Here is a 17660-nt window from a genome sequence, read left to right on the forward strand (position 1 = left end):
GGTAACCCCAGCTACGCATTTTTCACTTGTTAGAATCTAGGAACACCAAAGCGGCTGGTATTGACGCTACGCCCTTGGCCTTCACGGCAAATATTCAGCGCAAATGCCAGTATTTCCCGGGTGTCTCTTGGGTCAATGATGCCGTCATCCCATAAGCGCGCAGAATTGGCTAATGCCCCGGACTTCGCTTGCATCACTTCTACCGTTCGCTTTTCTAACCTATCCAATTTATCTGTGTCGATAGCGTTAGCCCTAGCCATTTTGGCCTGTGCGACCGTTCTTAGTACGCTTCCTGCTTGTGCGGGCCCCATAACAGACACCACTGAGCGCGGCCATGCAAACATGAAATGAGGTTCGATTCCGCGCCCCGCCATGGCGTAATTCCCAGCCCCATATGAGCCCCCTAGCACTAAACTAATTTTAGGAACTGTGGTATTGGTGACGGCCTGAATAAGCTTGGCCCCATGCTTGATAATGCCTGCGCGCTCAGACTCAGTGCCCACTAAAAAGCCGGTAGTGTTATGCAAGAAAATAATCGCTGTGCCAGACTGCTGACATAAATGAATAAACTGGGCGGCTTTAGCTGCACCGTGAGCGGTGATGGGTGCATTGTTGCCGATAACAGCGCACACCGTGCCAGCCAATTTTATATGTCCACACACAGTACCCATATCGTAATCGGCTTTAAAATCAAGAAAGTCAGAGCCATCGGCAATACGCGTAATCACCTCTCGAACGTCATAAGGCGTCTTCGCCTCTTCGGGCACAATACCTAACAACTGATCTTTATCGTACAAAGGCTCTTGGGGCTGGTTATCCCGAGGTGCATCTAAATCATCATTCCAGCCTAAACTCGCGGTTATTTCGCGAATAATACGAATACCATCAATATCGTTTTCAGCTTGATAATCGGCTACGCCTGAAACTTCACTGTGCATTTGCGCACCGCCAATTTCTTCGTCTGTGGCGATTTCACCGGTGGCGGCTTTTAACAGTGGCGGCCCAGCTAGATAAACGGTGGACTGCCCTTTGATCATTACCACATAGTCAGACAATCCAGGTTGGTACGCTCCGCCAGCAGTGGCGCTGCCGTGCACTAGGGTAATTTGTGGAATACCCGCCGCTGACAGTTTTGCCTGCATGGCAAAACCCGCACCGGAGAACCCAAACCAATCGCCTAATGACGTTAGGTCTCCGCCACCACTTTGCGCTAAGGCAATTACCGGTAATTTGTTTTGCAACGCAATCTGATACATACGTAGACGCTTGTGGCTGCCAAGCTGAGTGATGCTGCCGCCTTTGGTTAAATAGTCATCGATCATGACCATACAGCGCGCGCCTGACACGTAACCGATCCCCGCTATCACGCCGCCGCCAGCTGCTGAACCGTCAGTATCACCCTCTTGCATGTAACCACATAAGCTGGACAATTCTAAAAATGGCGCACCAGGGTCGAGCAAACGTGATAATCGTTCTCTAGTCGGAATAAGACCACGCTTGATATAGCGCGGGGCTTTTTCTTCCGCCAATTGAATGACTCGGCTTTCAATCGCTCTAAATTCAGATACACAGTCGTACATCATTTTAGCGTTTTGCGTGAACTGTTCGCTGTGATGATCAAGCTGGGTGTGAAAAATGGCCATGTGTTCAATCCGTAGTTAATAAGTGGGTGCATTGGGTGCAAAAGGTTGTAAGCATTGCTCATCGCCTATTTAGTCGTAATTGCTTTGGAAGGCGGGATGCACAGCTGCGCTACGATATTCATCTTTGAGTTGCTCAACTAGCTGAGCCATGGGTAAAACATGTTTGATACCCGCTACACCATGGCCGGCACTCCAGAAATCTTTCCACGCATTGCTTTCACCTAAATCCAAATCCACATGGGTTTTAGCGGTAAAGCTGGCTAAATCGACACCTGCGCGAGCGATGGAGGGCTTTAAGAAGTTACACTTCACCCCGGTGAACGTATCGGTGTAGATAAGGTCACTGATCTGTGAATTGACCAGCATAGATTTATAATCAGCTTCAACTTCAGCTTCTTCGGTGGCAATAAAGCGGGTGCCCATATAGCTAAAGTCAGCACCTAAAATTTCAGCTGCGCGCACACTCATTCCGTCGTTAATCGCACCAGCAAGTGCTAGCGGCCCGTCCCAAAACTCACGAATTTCTCTCACTAAAGCAAAGGGGTTAATTTCACCGGCATGCCCACCGGCGCCAGCAGACACGATAATGATACCGTCCACTCCTGCTTGAATTGCTTTTTTGGCATGGTCCGCACAAATAACATCGTGGAAGACCAAACCGCCCCATTGATGAACCTCTTCAACGACTTCAGTTGGATTACCTTGACTGGTGATCACGAAAGGCACCTGATGTTTTTTGACCACAGCGCGATCACTTGTTAGTCGCGTATTAGAATGATGTACCACCAAATTCACAGCGAAAGGCGCAACGGGTTTATTTGGGTTAGCCGCAGCATATTCAGTGAGTTCGCTGCTAATTTGAGTGAGCCATGAATCAAGTAAATCTTGGGTGCGAGTATTAAAGGTAGGAAACGACCCCACTATGCCATTTTTACATGCGCTAATGACTAGCGTAGGGCTAGACACCAAAAACATCGGCGCACAAATCACCGGTAAGCTCAGTTTATTTTTGAATAAGACAGGTATTGCCATTTCGTTATCCTTTGTTCTTAGATTGAAGATTTTCAATCCAATACACAGGGGCGTTTGCCCTGTGTGAATTGTGTGTTATCAACGGCGCTTGGGAAAAATGTCCATGTGCTTAGCAATAATGCCCAGCATCATTTCATCACTGCCACCAGCGATTGATAGAATTCGCGTGTCTCTATAGGCTCTTGCAATAGGGTTATCCCACATAAAACCCATCCCCCCCCAATACTGCAAACAGGAATCTGTGACTTCACGCCACAAGCGCCCACTTTTAAGCTTCGCCATCGATGCGAGGTAAGTGGCGTCTTCGCCATTGACATGCTGCTGGCAGGCTTGCCTCGTTAATGCACGAAGGGCTTCAACCTCAGTCTGAAGCTCTGCTAAACGAAAATGAACCACTTGGTTATTCAGCACTGGCTGGCCAAACGTATGTCGCTCTTTGCACCATCCAATGGTGTCTTGGATCATGCGCTCCATTCCCTTATAGGCGGTTGCTGCAGCATACATTCGCTCTTCTTGAAATTGCATCATCTGCATAGTGAAGCCTTTATTTTCTTCGCCAATGCGATTGCGTTTGGGCACCCGCACGTCGTTGAAAAATATTTGTCCGGTATCACTGGCGCGCATACCTAATTTGTTTAACGGCTTAGAGATTTCAATGCCCGGGGTGTTTAGCGGCACGACTATGAGTGATTTATTGGCATGTACGTTACCGTCACTGGTATTCGCTAACAGGCAAATCCAATCGGCTTGAGTCGCATTGGTTATCCACATTTTGCTGCCATTGATCACATAATCATCGCCATCACTTTTCGCACTGGTTTTTAAGCCTGCCACATCGGAGCCTGCACCCGGCTCACTGACGCCAATACACGCGACCATTTCCCCAGCAACAGCCGGGGCTAAGAACTCACGCTTTAATTCGTCGCTGCCAAAACGCGCTAACGCAGGCGTCGCCATATCGGTTTGCACGCCAATAGCCATTGGCAGTGAGCCGCCATAAGCCCGGCCTAGCTCTTCGGCAAACACTAAGTTGTAGCTGTAATCGAGTCCTGAGCCGCCAAACTCTTCTGGTTTATGAATGCCTAATAACCCCAAGTCCCCCATCTTTTTAAACAGGCTGTGCAAAGGAGCAATACCGGCGTTTTCCCATTCTTCAACAAAGGGATCCATTTCCTGATCGACAAAATTTTTGACTGTTTTTCTAAGGGCATCGTGCTCTTGGGTAAATTGCATTGTTTTCTCCAGATTCTGCATCATTGACCCTATCTTAAAGATGTAAAAATTCTGTTAACAGCGTGACTCAGGTCAATTGACTGGCCATTCGGGCCAAACTTGTAAATAATGCCAAATAAAATGGAGTTAAATATGCTTAAACACGTGACATTATTCGCCAGTGAAAACGCCATGGGGCTCAGCTTAGGCTTGACCCATGATGTTTTGGCATTTGCCTCTGTGTTACAGCAGCGTTTGCTAGGTCAACCTATTCGTATTTCTTTGGTCACAGTTGATGGCAAACCCACTTCAACTTTTAGTGGCTTAGCCATTACGCCTGATTGCTCACTGGATGAAGTGCACGACACTGATTTAGTTATTCTGCATAGTATATGGGGCGAGGTTGACAGTATTTTGGTTAAACAAGCGGCGCTTTACCCTAGACTCCGCACTTGGCACGAGCAAGGCAAACCCATAATGGCCGCGGCAACCGGTGCTTACTTTTTGGCTGAAGCAGGGTTGTTAGATGACCGAATAAGTACCACTCACTGGCACAAGCAGGCGGACTTCGCCAAAAGATATCCCAAAGTAGATGTAAGACCCGAACGATTTATCACCGCCACAGGTGGGCTTTACTGTTCTGCAGGTATGAATGCAGCCATGGAAAGCATGGTGTATTTGATTTCAAGGTTATCGTGCCCACAAGTAGGCGAAGCTGTTGAGCATGCCTTTTTGGTTGATTTTCGCAGTGGCTATTCAGGTGAGTTTACCTCTATGGGCCACCAAACCTATCACCAAGACGATGCTATTTTATCCATTCAGCAATGGCTAGAAATACACTTTATGGATTCGATCACAATAGAAGAGTTAGCGAGTAAAGCGAACATGAGTGCTCGTACGTTCAAACGGCGTTTTAAAGACGCAACAGGAGAAACGCCTCTTGGTTATATTCAACAGCTAAGAGTTGAGCAAGGCAAAGAATATCTCAAGCACAGTGATAAAAGTGTGGAGGAAATTTCATGGTCAGTTGGCTACCAAGACGCTGGGCACTTTAACCGCTTATTTAAGCGCACCTATGGCAAAAATGCCTCTTCATGGAGGCAGCATTACCGGTCGCATTAAGCGCCACCGCCTTCACTAATCTACATACTGCGATTTAATTTACGTCAACACGAGCAACAGCAACAAATAGCGTGTCGGTCGACCACACTGACTTAATTTCATAAGGTTCGCCTAGCGACTATGACAATTTACCTTGACCTATTTACTTCGCGCTTCTCAGCGTAAATACATACTGCCCTTTGTCGTTAATCCCGCGGGTTAGCTGTTGCTCGAAATACAAATAATTTAGGTGCGCAAGCGCCTCTGCGATGGCGAAGAACATGTTGTGCTCGTTCAGTTCTCGTTTAAACAATACCGGCAAGCACTCTTTAATGGTTTTGCCTTCTTGGCAAAACGCTTTTAAGTTGCCCAGATGCTCATGATGATGCGCAATTAACGTATCAACTCGGCTATGTAATCCCACAAACGGCTGCTTGTGGGACGGCAATACAAGTGCATCTGCAGGTAAGTTTTTAAACTGTGGCAAGGTATCTAAATACATCTTCAATGAATTGGCGTTTGGCTCTGTGCTGTAAACACCTATGTTCGGGGTAATAATCGGCAGCACGTGGTCGCCGGATATCAACACATTCGTGGTGGGGTTAAACAAACACACATGTTCTGGTGAATGGCCTCGGCCAATCATGATTTGCCAGTCACCTGCGCCTATTTTTAACGTATCACCTTCTTGCAAGCGTTCATGGTGTAAAGGGATTGGCCGAATAACTTGCCCCACCCCTTTATTCGTTTTGCGGTTTTCACTGGCGGTTGCCACATATTCTGCTGACATACCACAGCGCACGAGGTATTCATCGTCTTGCCAGTCTGATGCGCCCCGGCTGCCTGCGCTCATGGCTCTGCCAACGAAATATTCAGAATGGCTCATATATAAAGGCGCACGGTATTTGTCGACTAAATAACCGGCCATACCGATATGGTCAGGATGCATGTGAGTGACGATTATTTTAGTTAAAGGCACATTTAATTGGCTTAGAAGGCTATCCCATATTTCTTGCGTTTTATTTACCCCAAAACCGGTATCGATAAGTGCATAGCCTTTCTCACAGGTGACAGGGTCGTTATCCTCAATCAAATATAAATTGATATGATCCAGCTCAAAGGGTAACGGCATGCGCAACCATAAAATACCCGGTGAGACTTGCTGCCACTCACCCGGCTCAGGCGCTTGCACATCAATAAAGTCGATTGTCATTGGGCGTACTCCGCAATTTACATCACCCTATTACAATCAACTTTGATCTAGATCACCACGCACATCGATGAATCATTAACTATTAAAGCCTTGAATAGCACATTATCGAGTAGTCGTTAGAATAAACCTGCTGTTCGTTCACTTATCTGTGCAAACATAAGGCTCAAAATCGCTACAATATTCATCACAATTAGTTATCAATAGAGGAGACGTAATGAAGTTTTTAGTTTTTTTGGGGACTGTTCGCGATAGCACTCCTCCGAGACCTGCCCGCTTGGGTCTTCGTGTCGCTAAAGCATGTATGGCATGTTTAGACACGCGTTTTAATGAACATAAGTTTGAGCTTATCGATGCCTTAGATTACCCACTAGAGCCGGTTTTCAAACCCCATTTTGCGTACGCCAAAAGCAAAGCGCCTACCGCATTGAATGCGCTAGCAGAAAAAATAGCATCCGCAGATGGCTTTATTATGCTGAGTCCAGAATACAACCACTCAATGAGCCCGGCGTTAGCTAACTTGCTTAATCACTTTGGCAGTTCATTGTTTTCTTATAAGCCTAGCGCCATCGTCACGTACTCTGCTGGGCAATGGGGTGGTATGCGCGCTGCTGTTGGTATGCGTACGTTTTTATCAGAGCTAGGCTGCCTGCCCGTTTCAGCGATGATCCACGTTCCTAAAGCCCAAGAGGTGTTTACTGAAGATGGCGCACCGCAGACAGGTGAAGATCAAACGTCATGGTGTGATTATTTTAGCCGCACATTTACGCAATTAACTTGGTGGGCACAGGCGACTAAAACATACAGTGAAACAATAAATCCACACGAGATGCTTAAGACATTTAACGCAACACCCGCACAAAGAAATGCGCCTTAGGCGCAATTAACGTGATTTTATAATTGGAACAATCGTGTTGAGCAATGTTACATAATCGTTGAAATATCAACTAGGTGCTCTGGTCAAAATGTCAGCCAGATAGCCTCGATTGCAGTGCGCTTTTGTATGCATCAAATGCGGGGATGGCTGAGGTGACAATGGATGCTAGCGCAATAATCACGGCGATTTGCAGCGTTTCCCACGAAAGTAAGTTAGCACTTAAAAATAAGCCGTAATGGGCGGCCAACTCATCGCTAAATAGCGCGAGTGCCCCACTGACTAGCGATATCGCACTGGCAATAGCTATCAACACGAACATCAGCGCTTCTAATAAAACCAAGGCAAAAATGACACTAGGCCCCGCCCCTAATGTACGCAGCACGGCTATCTCGCCTTTGCGCTCGTTCATGGATGCGAGCAACATGGTCGACAAACCAAACAAAGATGACAGTAGCACCAGCACGCTAATGACCCTGAGTACGCTCTCAACGGTCCCCATCATTTGCCACAACTCTGCCAACGCCACGCCGGGTAAAATAGCCATCAAACGGTCGGCTTGGTAGTTGTTTACATCCCGCTGTAGCTTAAAAGTGGCGAATTTGGTTTTTAAGCCCAATATCACCGCCGTCACGCTATCTGGTTGTACACTTTCTTCTTCTCCATCCAGAATTTTTGCTAACTGAGACGGGGGTAAATGTATGGCTTCGATGGCGGGCAAGGTGACGTGCACGGTTTTATCCACTGGCGTGCCGGTGGGTTTTAGAATACCGCTGATCACAAACGGACTATGATCATGGTGACTAAAACTGGTGTGGCCGATCCCATGGGCAACAATGATTTTATCCCCCACTTGGTAACCTAGATTTTTGGTGACATCCGCGCCGATCACTGTATCGAACATGCCGGCAAAAGGCTTGCCTGCTGTGAACTCAAGAGATTTTTTGTCACCAAACTGATAGTGCGTGAAGTAGTCACCGTTGGTGCCCAGCACCCTAAAACCACGGTGAGAATCGCCCAAAGAAATAGGAATGGCCCAGGCGACCTGCTGATCATTTTTGAGCATTTCGTAGCTTTGGTAGTCTATATTGCTGGTGGGATCACCCATATGAAATACAGAATATAACAGCAGGTTGAGTTGGCCGCTTGGGCCACCAACGATAAGATCAGCCCCAGAAATGGTGCGATTAAAACTGGTTTTAGCCTGCTGACGAATATGCTCAACACTGATTAATACGCTGATGCTAATTAGCAGTGAAATAAAGGTTAGAATAACTGATTTTTTGCGGCTACATAGGCTGCTCCAGGCGAGAGAAATCAGCATGATGCATTCACCTTGCCCTGACATAAACTATGCATATCAATACTGGTGCTAAAAAAGCGCTGCAACGACATATCATGGCTAACGAACACCAAGCTCGCCCCCGCGTTCTCACACATATTCAGCAGAATATCCATAAACGCGTCTCGCGCTGAGGCATCTAGCGCCGAGGTTGGCTCGTCTACCAATAGCAATTCAGGCTGATTTATCAGCGCTCTGGCAATTACCACCCGCTGCTGTTGACCTACGCTCAGTGTATTGGCGGGTTTATGCAACACATTTGCAGGCAAATTTAACTTTGCCAACAGGGTGTTAGCCGTTTCTTCTATGTGTTTATCACGCTTGGCGGCAAAGTAATTGGCTAGCTGAATATTCTTTAGCACGCTTAAATAGGGCACCAAATTGAACTGCTGAAATACCACACCAATATGACGCGCCCTGAACGCATCTCTGCGCCTAGCGGATAACGTAGAAAAAGGCTGCTCTAGCAATTCAATTGTGCCCTCAGTCGGCGTTAATATCCCAGAGAGCAAATTGAGCAGCGTGGTTTTACCTGAGCCTGAATCGCCATGTAAGAATACCCGGTCGCCTTGTTTGACTTGCCAATGAGGAATACTTAACACTGCGGCTGTACTCGATTGATCATAGCGATGCTGCACATTCTGCATATTAATGCCAAGCGTTGTGCCAGTAATGCTTTTCTGTATTCTTAAGGTTTTCATGGACTAATTTTCTAAATTCGCTGAGGTTTCGTTGTTGAGACTCGTTGAGACTAAAAACTTAATAATTGATATGTTATAACATTTACTTCATGCTAAGACTAAGCAATATTTCAATCAAAGATACAGTCAATGAAAGTACCCATTTTTTTTAGGGCTCGCTTAATCGCTTTGCTCTTCACCTACGTTATAGTCAATGCTGCATTCGCGACAGAGGCTAGTGACGGTTATCAAGAAATTGAATGGATAGTCTTGATGCCAAAAGACGATCTTAATGCGTTAATGAACCCACCTGCATACTTATCAGATATTACTGACGGCCCAGATCAAGACTCCCTTGCCGCCTTTAACAATAAAGAGGCGGATGATGCGGACACAAAGCGCTTTCAAGAAGCGTTGAGTTCCACAAGGGTGATTGATTCATATGCGAATAAACGTATACGAATTCCTGGCTTTATTGTGCCCCTCGAATCAGATGCGTCTCAGCGTGTGACTGAGTTTTTTATCGTGCCCTATTTTGGCGCCTGTTTGCATATGCCCCCACCACCACCGAATCAAATTATTCATACTGAATTACCAGACGGCGTTGAACTAAACAGCTTGTATGACCCTTTCTGGTTTGAAGGCACCTTGGTTATTGATATGACAGAAAATACATTAGGCACTTCGGCGTATCGCCTTAAGTTAGATAAAGCCTACCCTTTTGAGGAAGAATAAATGCAAGCGCTAAAAACCGTTAATTGCATCTTGTTACTTACACTTTTGCTATTGCCCATAGTGGCGCAATCATGTCAGCTGCATGGTGGTCGTGGGTTTGACGCATTTTCATCGTTTCATCCGATGGAAAAAATGCACTACCAACAAACCTTCACCCGACCTTTGCACGTCACGCATCCGAGTAGCATTAACGCTGATACAAATGCACCTGCAGTGGTAAATATTAAATACGGTATTCCTGATACCTATCAAAATGTCGTTATTCGTTTTTCAGGCAGCGAGGACCTTATATTCCCAGAGGGCGCAGAACTCTCGCCTCAGGGTGTATCTGGCAGTTACCCGCTGAAATACCGCGTTACCACAGCCGGTAGTCATCAAATCTCTGTACACATCAACGCCCTAAACCTCAATGAGTCGGTAGACTTTGAGCAACATATCACCGTGAATGCCACATGATAATAACGTTGGTTGTTTGTCACTTTACGCCCAGGTTTACTCAAAGCACTGCTATGGGTAGAAGCACAATAAAAGCGATGAGTAGATGCTGGCGAGAACGCTAAAAATTGCGGGCGTCGTTTTGTTTTTCTTTGGCGTTGGAGTATCGCTAACTAAATTTCACGATGAAGGTTGGTCATTAAAAATAGGCAAACTATTTTCAAGCTCAGTGTTGTACGTTACCCCAGATACTGATTTACATACTCTGCTGGCGACAACTGAAATCAGACATTTAGGTTGGCGGGATTTACTACCGGTAACGAACCAAAAGGTACTCACGAAATATCAAGCAAACAGCGATCAAGCTTTCGATGTACAGCTGTCCCTTTCATTAAAAGCGGCTACGGATGAGCGTTATCAATCTGCACTTTATTCCACTGATGTGGTTGAGCAGGTTATTGGTCAGCGAGTGAGTATTTCAGGTTATATCGTGCCTATTGATCTGAATGAAGACAGAAGCATTAAGCGCTTTTTCTTGGTGCCCTACTACGGCGCATGTATTCATTACCCAGCGCCTCCGCCCAATCAAATAATTTACGTTGATCTTATCGATGGTTTTGCAAAAATAATGATGAGCCAAGCGTTTACCTTGACGGGTGTGCTTGAAAAGGGCCTATTTGAAGATCATCAAGGCACGTCAGCTTACATACTCAAGGTGGCTGAAATTGAAGAATACGATGAGCAGCCAGATGAATACCGGACTCACTGATCTGCCGCTAACGTAAACAAAAGGTAGCGGCACAAAAAGAACGGTATACATGAGATCTGAACAAAAGTGAGTAGCTCAAACGCACGTTTTGTGTGCTCTACTGTTCGCTAACGGAGGCACCCTTAAAATCAATCGCAACCGCGTTATGGGCATGTAAGCTCTCTTGATGTTCAACTTTAAACCAGTAATCGAGCACGTCTTTTTTGATTTCAAAGGCGTGTTTTAAGCGTCTTGCGGCGTCTTCACAAAACATTAAGTTTTGCGCATTCAACTTAGCAAACGCTTGTTCATCTTCCCTTTTCACGGCGGTTTGCACTGGCGTACCAATGACAGCTTCAAGTTCTGCTATCAACTGAGGAAGGTTGGGCAGCTCTTCACCATCGATTGTCAGCTTAATATAAGCATATGAGCGTTGACTATGGGGGGTAGCCACAGCGCCATGTTGTGACGTTATCCATTGAGTTAGCTCGCTTTTGACGATCGTGTCGTCAGTGAAACGCTCAGATATCGCATCACTCACAGCCTGTTGTGATAACGCCGACGAGCATGGGCAAGTACTAGAATAGGGTATGGTCAAAGACAACACAGTAAGCATTTTCTCGTTTACTTGCTGTTTAGCTATTGAAATAGGGTAGCTTTGATAGCCAAACTCGTTACTCAACAGTGCTTTTTTATGAAGTGTCAGCTCAAAGTCTACGCTTATCTTCGCGCATTGGCTCAACCCTTCCTGAGAAGCAATTAACTCATTCAGTAACCTTGTCAGTGAGGCACCGCTTAGTAATTCCACACCTAGAATATCATTCAACTTAATAAATAAGCGTGACATATGAATGCCTTTCGCATCGCTTTTATCTAAGCTTACAAAAATATCTGTTTTAGCGCTTACATAAGCGGTGACATGACTTGCCAAAGGTACTTGAATAGGCACCGCAATGCCTTCCATACCCACCCACTTCAAAGGCGCCGCAGTCAAAGCGTTTGCGCTGGATGTAACATCCGGTAAATTTGCACTCATATAGTAAACAAGCCCCGCTGTGAATAAAGAATGGATGATGTAGTGTTGCTTAATAGTTCGGCTATTTGCCCGAAGAAGGTTAAATGTTTACTCACGATATAAAGTCCAATGTCAGCAACAGTCTTTTTTCGTTGGCGCTATTAGGAGGAGAACGATGCACCAGACCTGCCCCCTCATTTTCAAACCAGCCTTCGCCTTTAAGCAGTGCCACGTCGCCACTGGTCATAGCTTGAATAGACCTGTCATCAACATAAATACCCGATTGATCATCGCTTAAGCCGTTATTACCCGTACCCAACTTAGTACGATCAACTGCTTCATTCGTAAGCCACTGTGTACCAGGTCCACAAAAAGAAGTGACTAAACGACACGGAACCCAATCCACATGAAAGCGTGGGCACATGGCTTGTTCTAGCACTTTTAGACGTAGTCCAGCGCGTTTCAGGTCAAACAAACAACAAAACATATCGACAAGTGACCCGATGTTTTCAATCAGGTCGCCATTAAACCCAAGAGGCGCTAAGGCCATGCTTAGGTCATCGCTAATGGAACTTGCTATAATCGCTTTTTCAACATTAAGACGCGGATTTTGTTCTATGCACTGCGCTATGTGCTCGAGTAAATCTTTTGATAGCGTGCGCTGCCATATCACAAGGTTGTTCTGTTCTTGGTAAATATCCGGTAATACACTGCAACTATCACCTAAGGAGTAATTCACGCTATCTGCTGAGCGGTTATCACCATGATCAATGATTTGCTCTGGAGATCGCACCACTGCTACTAAGCTCATCCTTCTTCCTCCCATGCTGGGAACGGATCAGGCAAGGTTTTCCAGTAAGCCTTGCCTTGTAATAATGCTTCATCGTCCAGCAGGCATTCATCTAGGACTTTTCTAATCGCGGCTTCTTGTAAATTCTGACCAATAAACACCAACTCTTGGCGCATATCGCCAAAGGGTTCTTGCCATAGTGCATTAATCGATTGCAGATATTCTTCGTCTGTCGGCCATTGCTCTTTCGGCACGGCTTGCCAGAACAAACCACCAAAACCATAGCGTGCTATACCACCAGCTTGATTCCAAAGGCCTGCAAACTGAGGACGTGTTGCTAGCCAAAAATAGCCTTTAGAGCGCAACAACCTGCCAAAACCTTTGGTGTTGTGAACAAAGTTGTAAAACTTCTCTGGGTGAAATGGTCGTCTCGCTGAGTAACTAAAACTTTGAATGCCGTACTCTTGTGTTTCGGGGTTATGCTCGCCGCGCATTTCTTTTAGCCAGCCCGGTGCCTGTTGGGCTTGCTCAAAATCAAATAGCCCGGTGCCTATGATGTCTTCTATTTTGACCTGCCCATGATGGATAGGAACAATACGTGCGTGCGTATTGAGGTTTTTTAAGATTGCCGTTAACCGCTCTATTTCAGCGCTATCCACTAAGTCCACTTTTGAAATGAGCAGCACATCTGCGAATTCAACTTGCTCGATAAGTAAGTCAGCGACACTACGTTCATCCTCTTCGCCTAGGTTTTCGTCAGTTTCGGTTAGGTACTTGGCTTCATCGAAATCTTTAAGAAAATTAACCCCATCGACCACAGTCACCATAGTGTCGAGGGTGGCAATATCAGATAGTGAAATGCCGTCTTCATCGGCAAAGGTAAAGGTTTCGGCCACGGGCAAAGGCTCTGAAATACCCGTTGATTCAATCACCAGATAGTCGAACTGCCCTGTACTGGCCAATTTACCGACTTCAATAAGCAGGTCTTCTCTGAGGGTGCAACAAATACAGCCGTTGCTCATCTCCACCAGCTTCTCATCCTTATGATTAAGCGAAATGTCATTTTTAAGTAACGCACCATCAATATTAATTTCGCTCATATCATTCACAATCACCGCTACCTTTTTGCCTTGGCGATTATTAAGAATATGGCTTAACACTGTGGTTTTACCTGCTCCTAGGAACCCAGAAAGCACGGTAACGGGTAGTCTGTTCTTTGGCATTGGATTTAGCATTAATATTAGTCCTGTTCGTGTATTTCTATATTCACGCCTTGGCGACGTAAGCGATAGTTAAGAAAATGCCCGTAGGCGATAATGCTGGTGCCTAGCACCGTTAAAGCGACTTCACCGTATTTACCTAATATGACGTGCCCTAAAAATGTGGTGACGATCAGTATTGATAAGCCCACTAAGCCGATGAATAACACTCGGTAGCTGCGATGATGCAGGTACCCAATCACCAGTGCGATAATGCTGATTGGCACCACTGCCACCAGCAACATACGATGAAAAAGCTCATCGTTGAACACGAGTAAGCCCGCAAAAGGCGGCAATAAAATCAATACAATTGACAGAAAAAGGCAGTGAACAACGCATAATAACGATAGCCCCACGGCTGCTTTATCACTCATTAGCTGGAACTTAGTCATGACGGTCTCAAGAAAGGTTTTTATGAAAGGTCGATTGGCATTTTATGCACAAACTATAAAGCTCTATTTGCGAACCCACGGACGAAAAATCAGCACTATTAGCATGATGAGTAAGGGCTTGAATGACCTCTGGGTCGACCTCAACTTCTTCGATGTGCTGACATGATTTACAAATCATAAAAAGTGGCGGATGTTCTTCACAAGCCCCAAATGTATGATTACAAATAATGTATTTGTTAATGGATTGCAGGCGATGCACGAGACGAATAGATTCTAAAAAATCTAATACGCGATATACCGACATCGTTTTGATGTCACACGCAAGTAGCATGTTGTAGTGATCCGTTAATTCGTACGCAGACATTGGCGTACTCACGTCAAGTAGCACCTCTAGCATATGCTGGCGTGTTTCGGTCAGCTTACTACCGGCTTTTTCGCACACGCCTCTGGCAATTTCGATAAAGTCATTTGTGCATTCAGGAGACATCATCACCACGCTAGATAAGGACTAGCAGGCGTCAGCTGTGCCATCCCTTGACCTTCATTCGTAATCCATTGTGCCCGAATGCTGCTTAACGACATCAGCCCTTCAAACAAAGTGACAGACAGATTTGTTACATGCGAAGCACAAACAAAATGGTATTCAGCCTCGACATCTTCGTGTGATACCTCGTCATGCTCGCCATGCTTATTTTGCCCACGTTTGTGCTGCCCGAGCGTATGTTTTCCGAGCTTACTTGTCCTGAGATTGAACGTTTCGTTATTCGCTTCGTGGTGATTGAGCTTTTTATTATGAGTACTCTGGTCTAACAGTAAGGAATGCGTCACCTCGGCTAACGTGCAGCTGGGGTCAAATTTGATTATTGCGTTATTGGCTTCCAACCTTTTGGCGAAAAGCTGAACGGTCTTTTGCTGCGCTTCGTTTTCTGGTGCATGCTCAAAACCCAGCACATCAGCAGCGGGCAAAATAAACTGTACATGCCAGTTATTATCTTCTTGCGCGATAACCATCTGCCCCTGACCGTGCACATGCTCTTGTGCTGCGACGATATGCCAACAGCCGATGAGCCCAGTTAAGAACAACACTTTTTTTATCATTGTTTTGCTCCGTGTTTAAAGCGATGCGAATAACGCAATTTCCAATACGCCTGTAAAGGCTCATTAAGCCAGTGCCCATGGCTCGTTTTAGAATGTTTACACCTCAATTGGCGCATTTAAATTAGCGCTTTGTGCCGGCTACACAAACCGCTTAGCCATACATAGGTAAATCCCCAAAATAACCCGTAACAAGCGCTCAAAAGATAGCTACCCATTCATTTGAAGATTAATCAATCGCCCTTCCATTTGGTTACAATATAACATAACATTAAATTAATGATACATTATAACATCACACAGGAAAAACAAAATGAATAGGATATCTCCGCTAGCTGCGTTGATGAGTGTGCTTTTACCCGCCAGTGTATTAGCGCAAACCATAGAGGGCACAGTCGTTAACAACAATGGGCGAGCAGTTGCGGGCGCCACGATTGAAGTAGAGGGTGTTGGCGCTGAAACCACAACCGACAAAGCAGGACGTTTTGTTTTCAGTAATTTAAGCGTTGGCAAACAAGAGCTGCATATTTCGTCCTCTGGTTTCGCCCACTTACATCAAGATATTTCCGTACCTGAACAAGGCGTAAAACAAATTGAATTCACGTTACAACGCTCGCCTATCGAGGTCATCGACGTTTACGCGACGCCTATTCACATGTCAGTGATGGAGTCAGCATCGCCCGTTAGTGTTCTTTCAGGGGAAACCTTGCGTCGTCAGCAGGCATCAACCTTAGGTGACAGTTTGGAAAAACTGCCTGGGGTGCAATCAAACTTTCACGGTGGGGTGGCTAGCACACCGATCATCCGCGGGTTAAGTGGCCCTCGTGTTCTCATTTCGCAAAATGGTTTGGACGTCAGCGATGTATCAAGAGTTGGTCCCGACCACTCAGTAGCCAGCGAAGCCTCTACTGCTCAGCAAATAGAAGTGCTACGTGGCCCTGCCACCTTGTTTTACGGCAGTGGCGCAGTGGGCGGAGTAGTCAATGTGGTAGACGGACGTGTGCCTACTGACAACACAACTCGGGGTGAATGGTTGCTCGAAACCAGCTCGGTGGATGACAAAAAGCTTGGCTCTTTCAACCTCACCACTGGCTATGAATCTTTCGGGTTTTACGCCGACGGATACTGGCGCGAATCGAATGATTATGACGTTCCTGTTGCACCAGACGCCGACTCAGATGAACCGCAAGAGCACGTGGTTAAAAACAGCTCAGAAAAATCCGATGGCGTTACCTTAGGCGCCAGTTACTTATTTGATAGCGGTTATGTGGGCCTTGCCATTGAGCAGTTTAATCGTGAATACGGCATTCCTGGCCATTCCCACGGAGGCGGCGAAGGCGAAGAGGAAAACGTTTACGCAGACTTAGAGCAAACCCGCATTCAGCTGTTAGGTGAATTAAATCTTGATAACCCGTGGATCAATAAAATTAACTTGCGCGTTGGCTTCACCGACTATGAGCACGCTGAAATAGAAGAAGGCGCTGTTGGCACCTTGTTTGAAAACGAAACTCATGAAATCAAGCTCGACTTCATCCACAACCCCATCGCAGATTGGAATGGTGGTATCAGTTTCCACTACAAAAATAGTGATGTCGCTGCCCAAGGCGAAGAGGCATTCACACCGCCGTCTGAGGCGCAAACTATTGCATTAGCCATCATGGAAGAAAGGCACTTTGGTGATGTGTTACTGCAATTTGGTGCCCGTATTGAACGTGTCACCATTGATGCCAACAACGTATTGCTACCCATGCTTGATGCTCACGGCCACGACGAAGCAGAAGAAGTGGTGGATGATCACGACCATGACCACGATCATGAGGAAGAAGCCTCAGTCACTCGCGTTTTTGAACTAGATCACGAATTTACCCCAGTGAGCTTATCTGCCGGATTAGTCTGGGACTTCACTCCAGGTTATAACTTAGGGCTGTCTATTTCACGTTCTGAGCGTGCTCCCTCTGCAGCTGAATTACTCTCGTTTGGCGCACATATTGGTACAGGCACTTACGAAGTAGGCGCTCTATTCGCATTACATGACGACGGCTCGAGCATCGGTCTTACAACCAAAAATATCGATTTAGAAACCGCTAATAATATCGA

18 protein-coding genes are annotated in these 17660 nt (G+C 46.0%); 6 read left to right on the plus strand and 12 right to left on the minus strand.

Annotated elements, in window-relative coordinates:
• Positions 1-29 precede the first annotated feature (29 nt).
• From GPLA_RS19490 to GPLA_RS19500, 3 genes are all read right to left on the minus strand, one after another.
• Entirely contained in the window at positions 30-1643 is a 1614-nt protein-coding gene (locus GPLA_RS19490; RefSeq protein ID WP_007106723.1) for an acyl-CoA carboxylase subunit beta, read from the minus strand.
• Between the two features lie 69 nt (positions 1644-1712).
• Complete coding sequence (locus tag GPLA_RS19495; protein WP_007106724.1) at positions 1713-2675, minus strand: NAD(P)H-dependent flavin oxidoreductase; 963 nt, start codon at positions 2673-2675, stop codon at positions 1713-1715.
• 78 nt (positions 2676-2753) lie between these two features.
• Entirely contained in the window at positions 2754-3908 is a 1155-nt protein-coding gene (locus tag GPLA_RS19500; protein WP_007106725.1) for an acyl-CoA dehydrogenase family protein, read from the minus strand.
• Positions 3909-4040: 132 nt separating this feature from the next.
• Here GPLA_RS19500 and GPLA_RS19505 point away from each other — a divergent pair, with 132 nt between their 5' ends.
• Complete coding sequence (locus GPLA_RS19505) at positions 4041-5009, plus strand: GlxA family transcriptional regulator (protein ID WP_007106726.1); 969 nt, start codon at positions 4041-4043, stop codon at positions 5007-5009.
• A 142-nt stretch (positions 5010-5151) separates the two neighbouring features.
• On the opposite strand, the gene GPLA_RS19510 is transcribed toward GPLA_RS19505, so the two are convergent.
• Positions 5152-6201 carry an MBL fold metallo-hydrolase gene (locus GPLA_RS19510; RefSeq protein ID WP_007106727.1) on the minus strand — a complete coding sequence of 350 codons (1050 nt, stop codon included), beginning with the start codon at positions 6199-6201 and terminating at the stop codon, positions 5152-5154.
• Positions 6202-6415: 214 nt separating this feature from the next.
• Between GPLA_RS19510 and GPLA_RS19515 the strand changes: the two genes are divergently transcribed.
• Positions 6416-7075 carry an NADPH-dependent FMN reductase gene (locus GPLA_RS19515; protein WP_040515458.1) on the plus strand — a complete coding sequence of 220 codons (660 nt, stop codon included), beginning with the start codon at positions 6416-6418 and terminating at the stop codon, positions 7073-7075.
• Positions 7076-7166: 91 nt separating this feature from the next.
• Here the strand turns inward: GPLA_RS19515 and GPLA_RS19520 are convergent, their stop codons facing one another.
• Both GPLA_RS19520 and GPLA_RS19525 read right to left on the minus strand, forming a co-directional pair.
• Complete coding sequence (locus GPLA_RS19520; protein ID WP_007106729.1) at positions 7167-8396, minus strand: ABC transporter permease; 1230 nt, start codon at positions 8394-8396, stop codon at positions 7167-7169.
• The gene (locus GPLA_RS19525) at positions 8390-9115 is read right to left on the minus strand and encodes an ABC transporter ATP-binding protein (protein WP_007106730.1); all 726 of its coding nucleotides are present in this window, start codon (positions 9113-9115) and stop codon (positions 8390-8392) included. Before GPLA_RS19525 ends, GPLA_RS19520 begins: the two co-directional genes overlap by 7 nt.
• A 129-nt stretch (positions 9116-9244) precedes the next feature.
• On the opposite strand from GPLA_RS19525, the gene GPLA_RS19530 reads away from it, so the two are divergent.
• The 3 genes from GPLA_RS19530 (at position 9245) to GPLA_RS19540 (ending at position 11033) form a co-directional block, all read left to right on the plus strand.
• Positions 9245-9829, plus strand: coding sequence for a DUF3299 domain-containing protein (locus tag GPLA_RS19530; protein ID WP_007106731.1), 585 nt, complete (start codon positions 9245-9247; stop codon positions 9827-9829).
• On the plus strand, positions 9830-10285 hold the full coding sequence (locus GPLA_RS19535; RefSeq protein ID WP_007106732.1) for a hypothetical protein: 456 nt from the start codon (positions 9830-9832) through the stop codon (positions 10283-10285). It begins immediately after the preceding gene.
• Between the two features lie 85 nt (positions 10286-10370).
• Positions 10371-11033: a DUF3299 domain-containing protein gene (locus GPLA_RS19540; protein ID WP_007106733.1), complete on the plus strand. Its 663-nt coding sequence runs from the start codon at positions 10371-10373 to the stop codon at positions 11031-11033.
• Positions 11034-11130: 97 nt separating this feature from the next.
• On the opposite strand, the gene folE2 is transcribed toward GPLA_RS19540, so the two are convergent.
• The 6 genes from folE2 to GPLA_RS19570 form a co-directional block, all read right to left on the minus strand.
• Positions 11131-12048 (minus strand): GTP cyclohydrolase FolE2, encoded by a 918-nt coding sequence (gene folE2, locus GPLA_RS19545; protein ID WP_007106734.1) that lies wholly within the window; start codon positions 12046-12048, stop codon positions 11131-11133.
• A gap of 91 nt (positions 12049-12139) precedes the next feature.
• On the minus strand, positions 12140-12838 hold the full coding sequence (locus GPLA_RS19550; RefSeq protein WP_007106735.1) for a DUF1826 domain-containing protein: 699 nt from the start codon (positions 12836-12838) through the stop codon (positions 12140-12142).
• Positions 12835-14040, minus strand: coding sequence for a zinc metallochaperone GTPase ZigA (zigA, locus tag GPLA_RS19555; protein WP_040515465.1), 1206 nt, complete (start codon positions 14038-14040; stop codon positions 12835-12837). Before zigA ends, GPLA_RS19550 begins: the two co-directional genes overlap by 4 nt.
• 17 nt (positions 14041-14057) lie before the next feature.
• Entirely contained in the window at positions 14058-14450 is a 393-nt protein-coding gene (locus GPLA_RS19560) for a MerC domain-containing protein (RefSeq protein WP_007106737.1), read from the minus strand.
• 25 nt (positions 14451-14475) lie between these two features.
• On the minus strand, positions 14476-14958 hold the full coding sequence (locus tag GPLA_RS19565) for a Fur family transcriptional regulator (RefSeq protein ID WP_226993163.1): 483 nt from the start codon (positions 14956-14958) through the stop codon (positions 14476-14478).
• A complete protein-coding gene (locus GPLA_RS19570; RefSeq protein ID WP_007106739.1) occupies positions 14958-15566 on the minus strand; it encodes a ZrgA family zinc uptake protein in 609 nt (202 codons plus the stop codon). Before GPLA_RS19570 ends, GPLA_RS19565 begins: the two co-directional genes overlap by 1 nt.
• A gap of 310 nt (positions 15567-15876) precedes the next feature.
• On the opposite strand from GPLA_RS19570, the gene GPLA_RS19575 reads away from it, so the two are divergent.
• Positions 15877-17660, plus strand: a 1784-nt coding sequence (locus tag GPLA_RS19575) for a TonB-dependent receptor (protein ID WP_040515463.1), incomplete at its 3' end; no start/stop codon positions are given.

This window comes from Paraglaciecola polaris LMG 21857, from assembly GCF_000315055.1.
Lineage (GTDB): Bacteria > Pseudomonadota > Gammaproteobacteria > Enterobacterales > Alteromonadaceae > Paraglaciecola > Paraglaciecola polaris.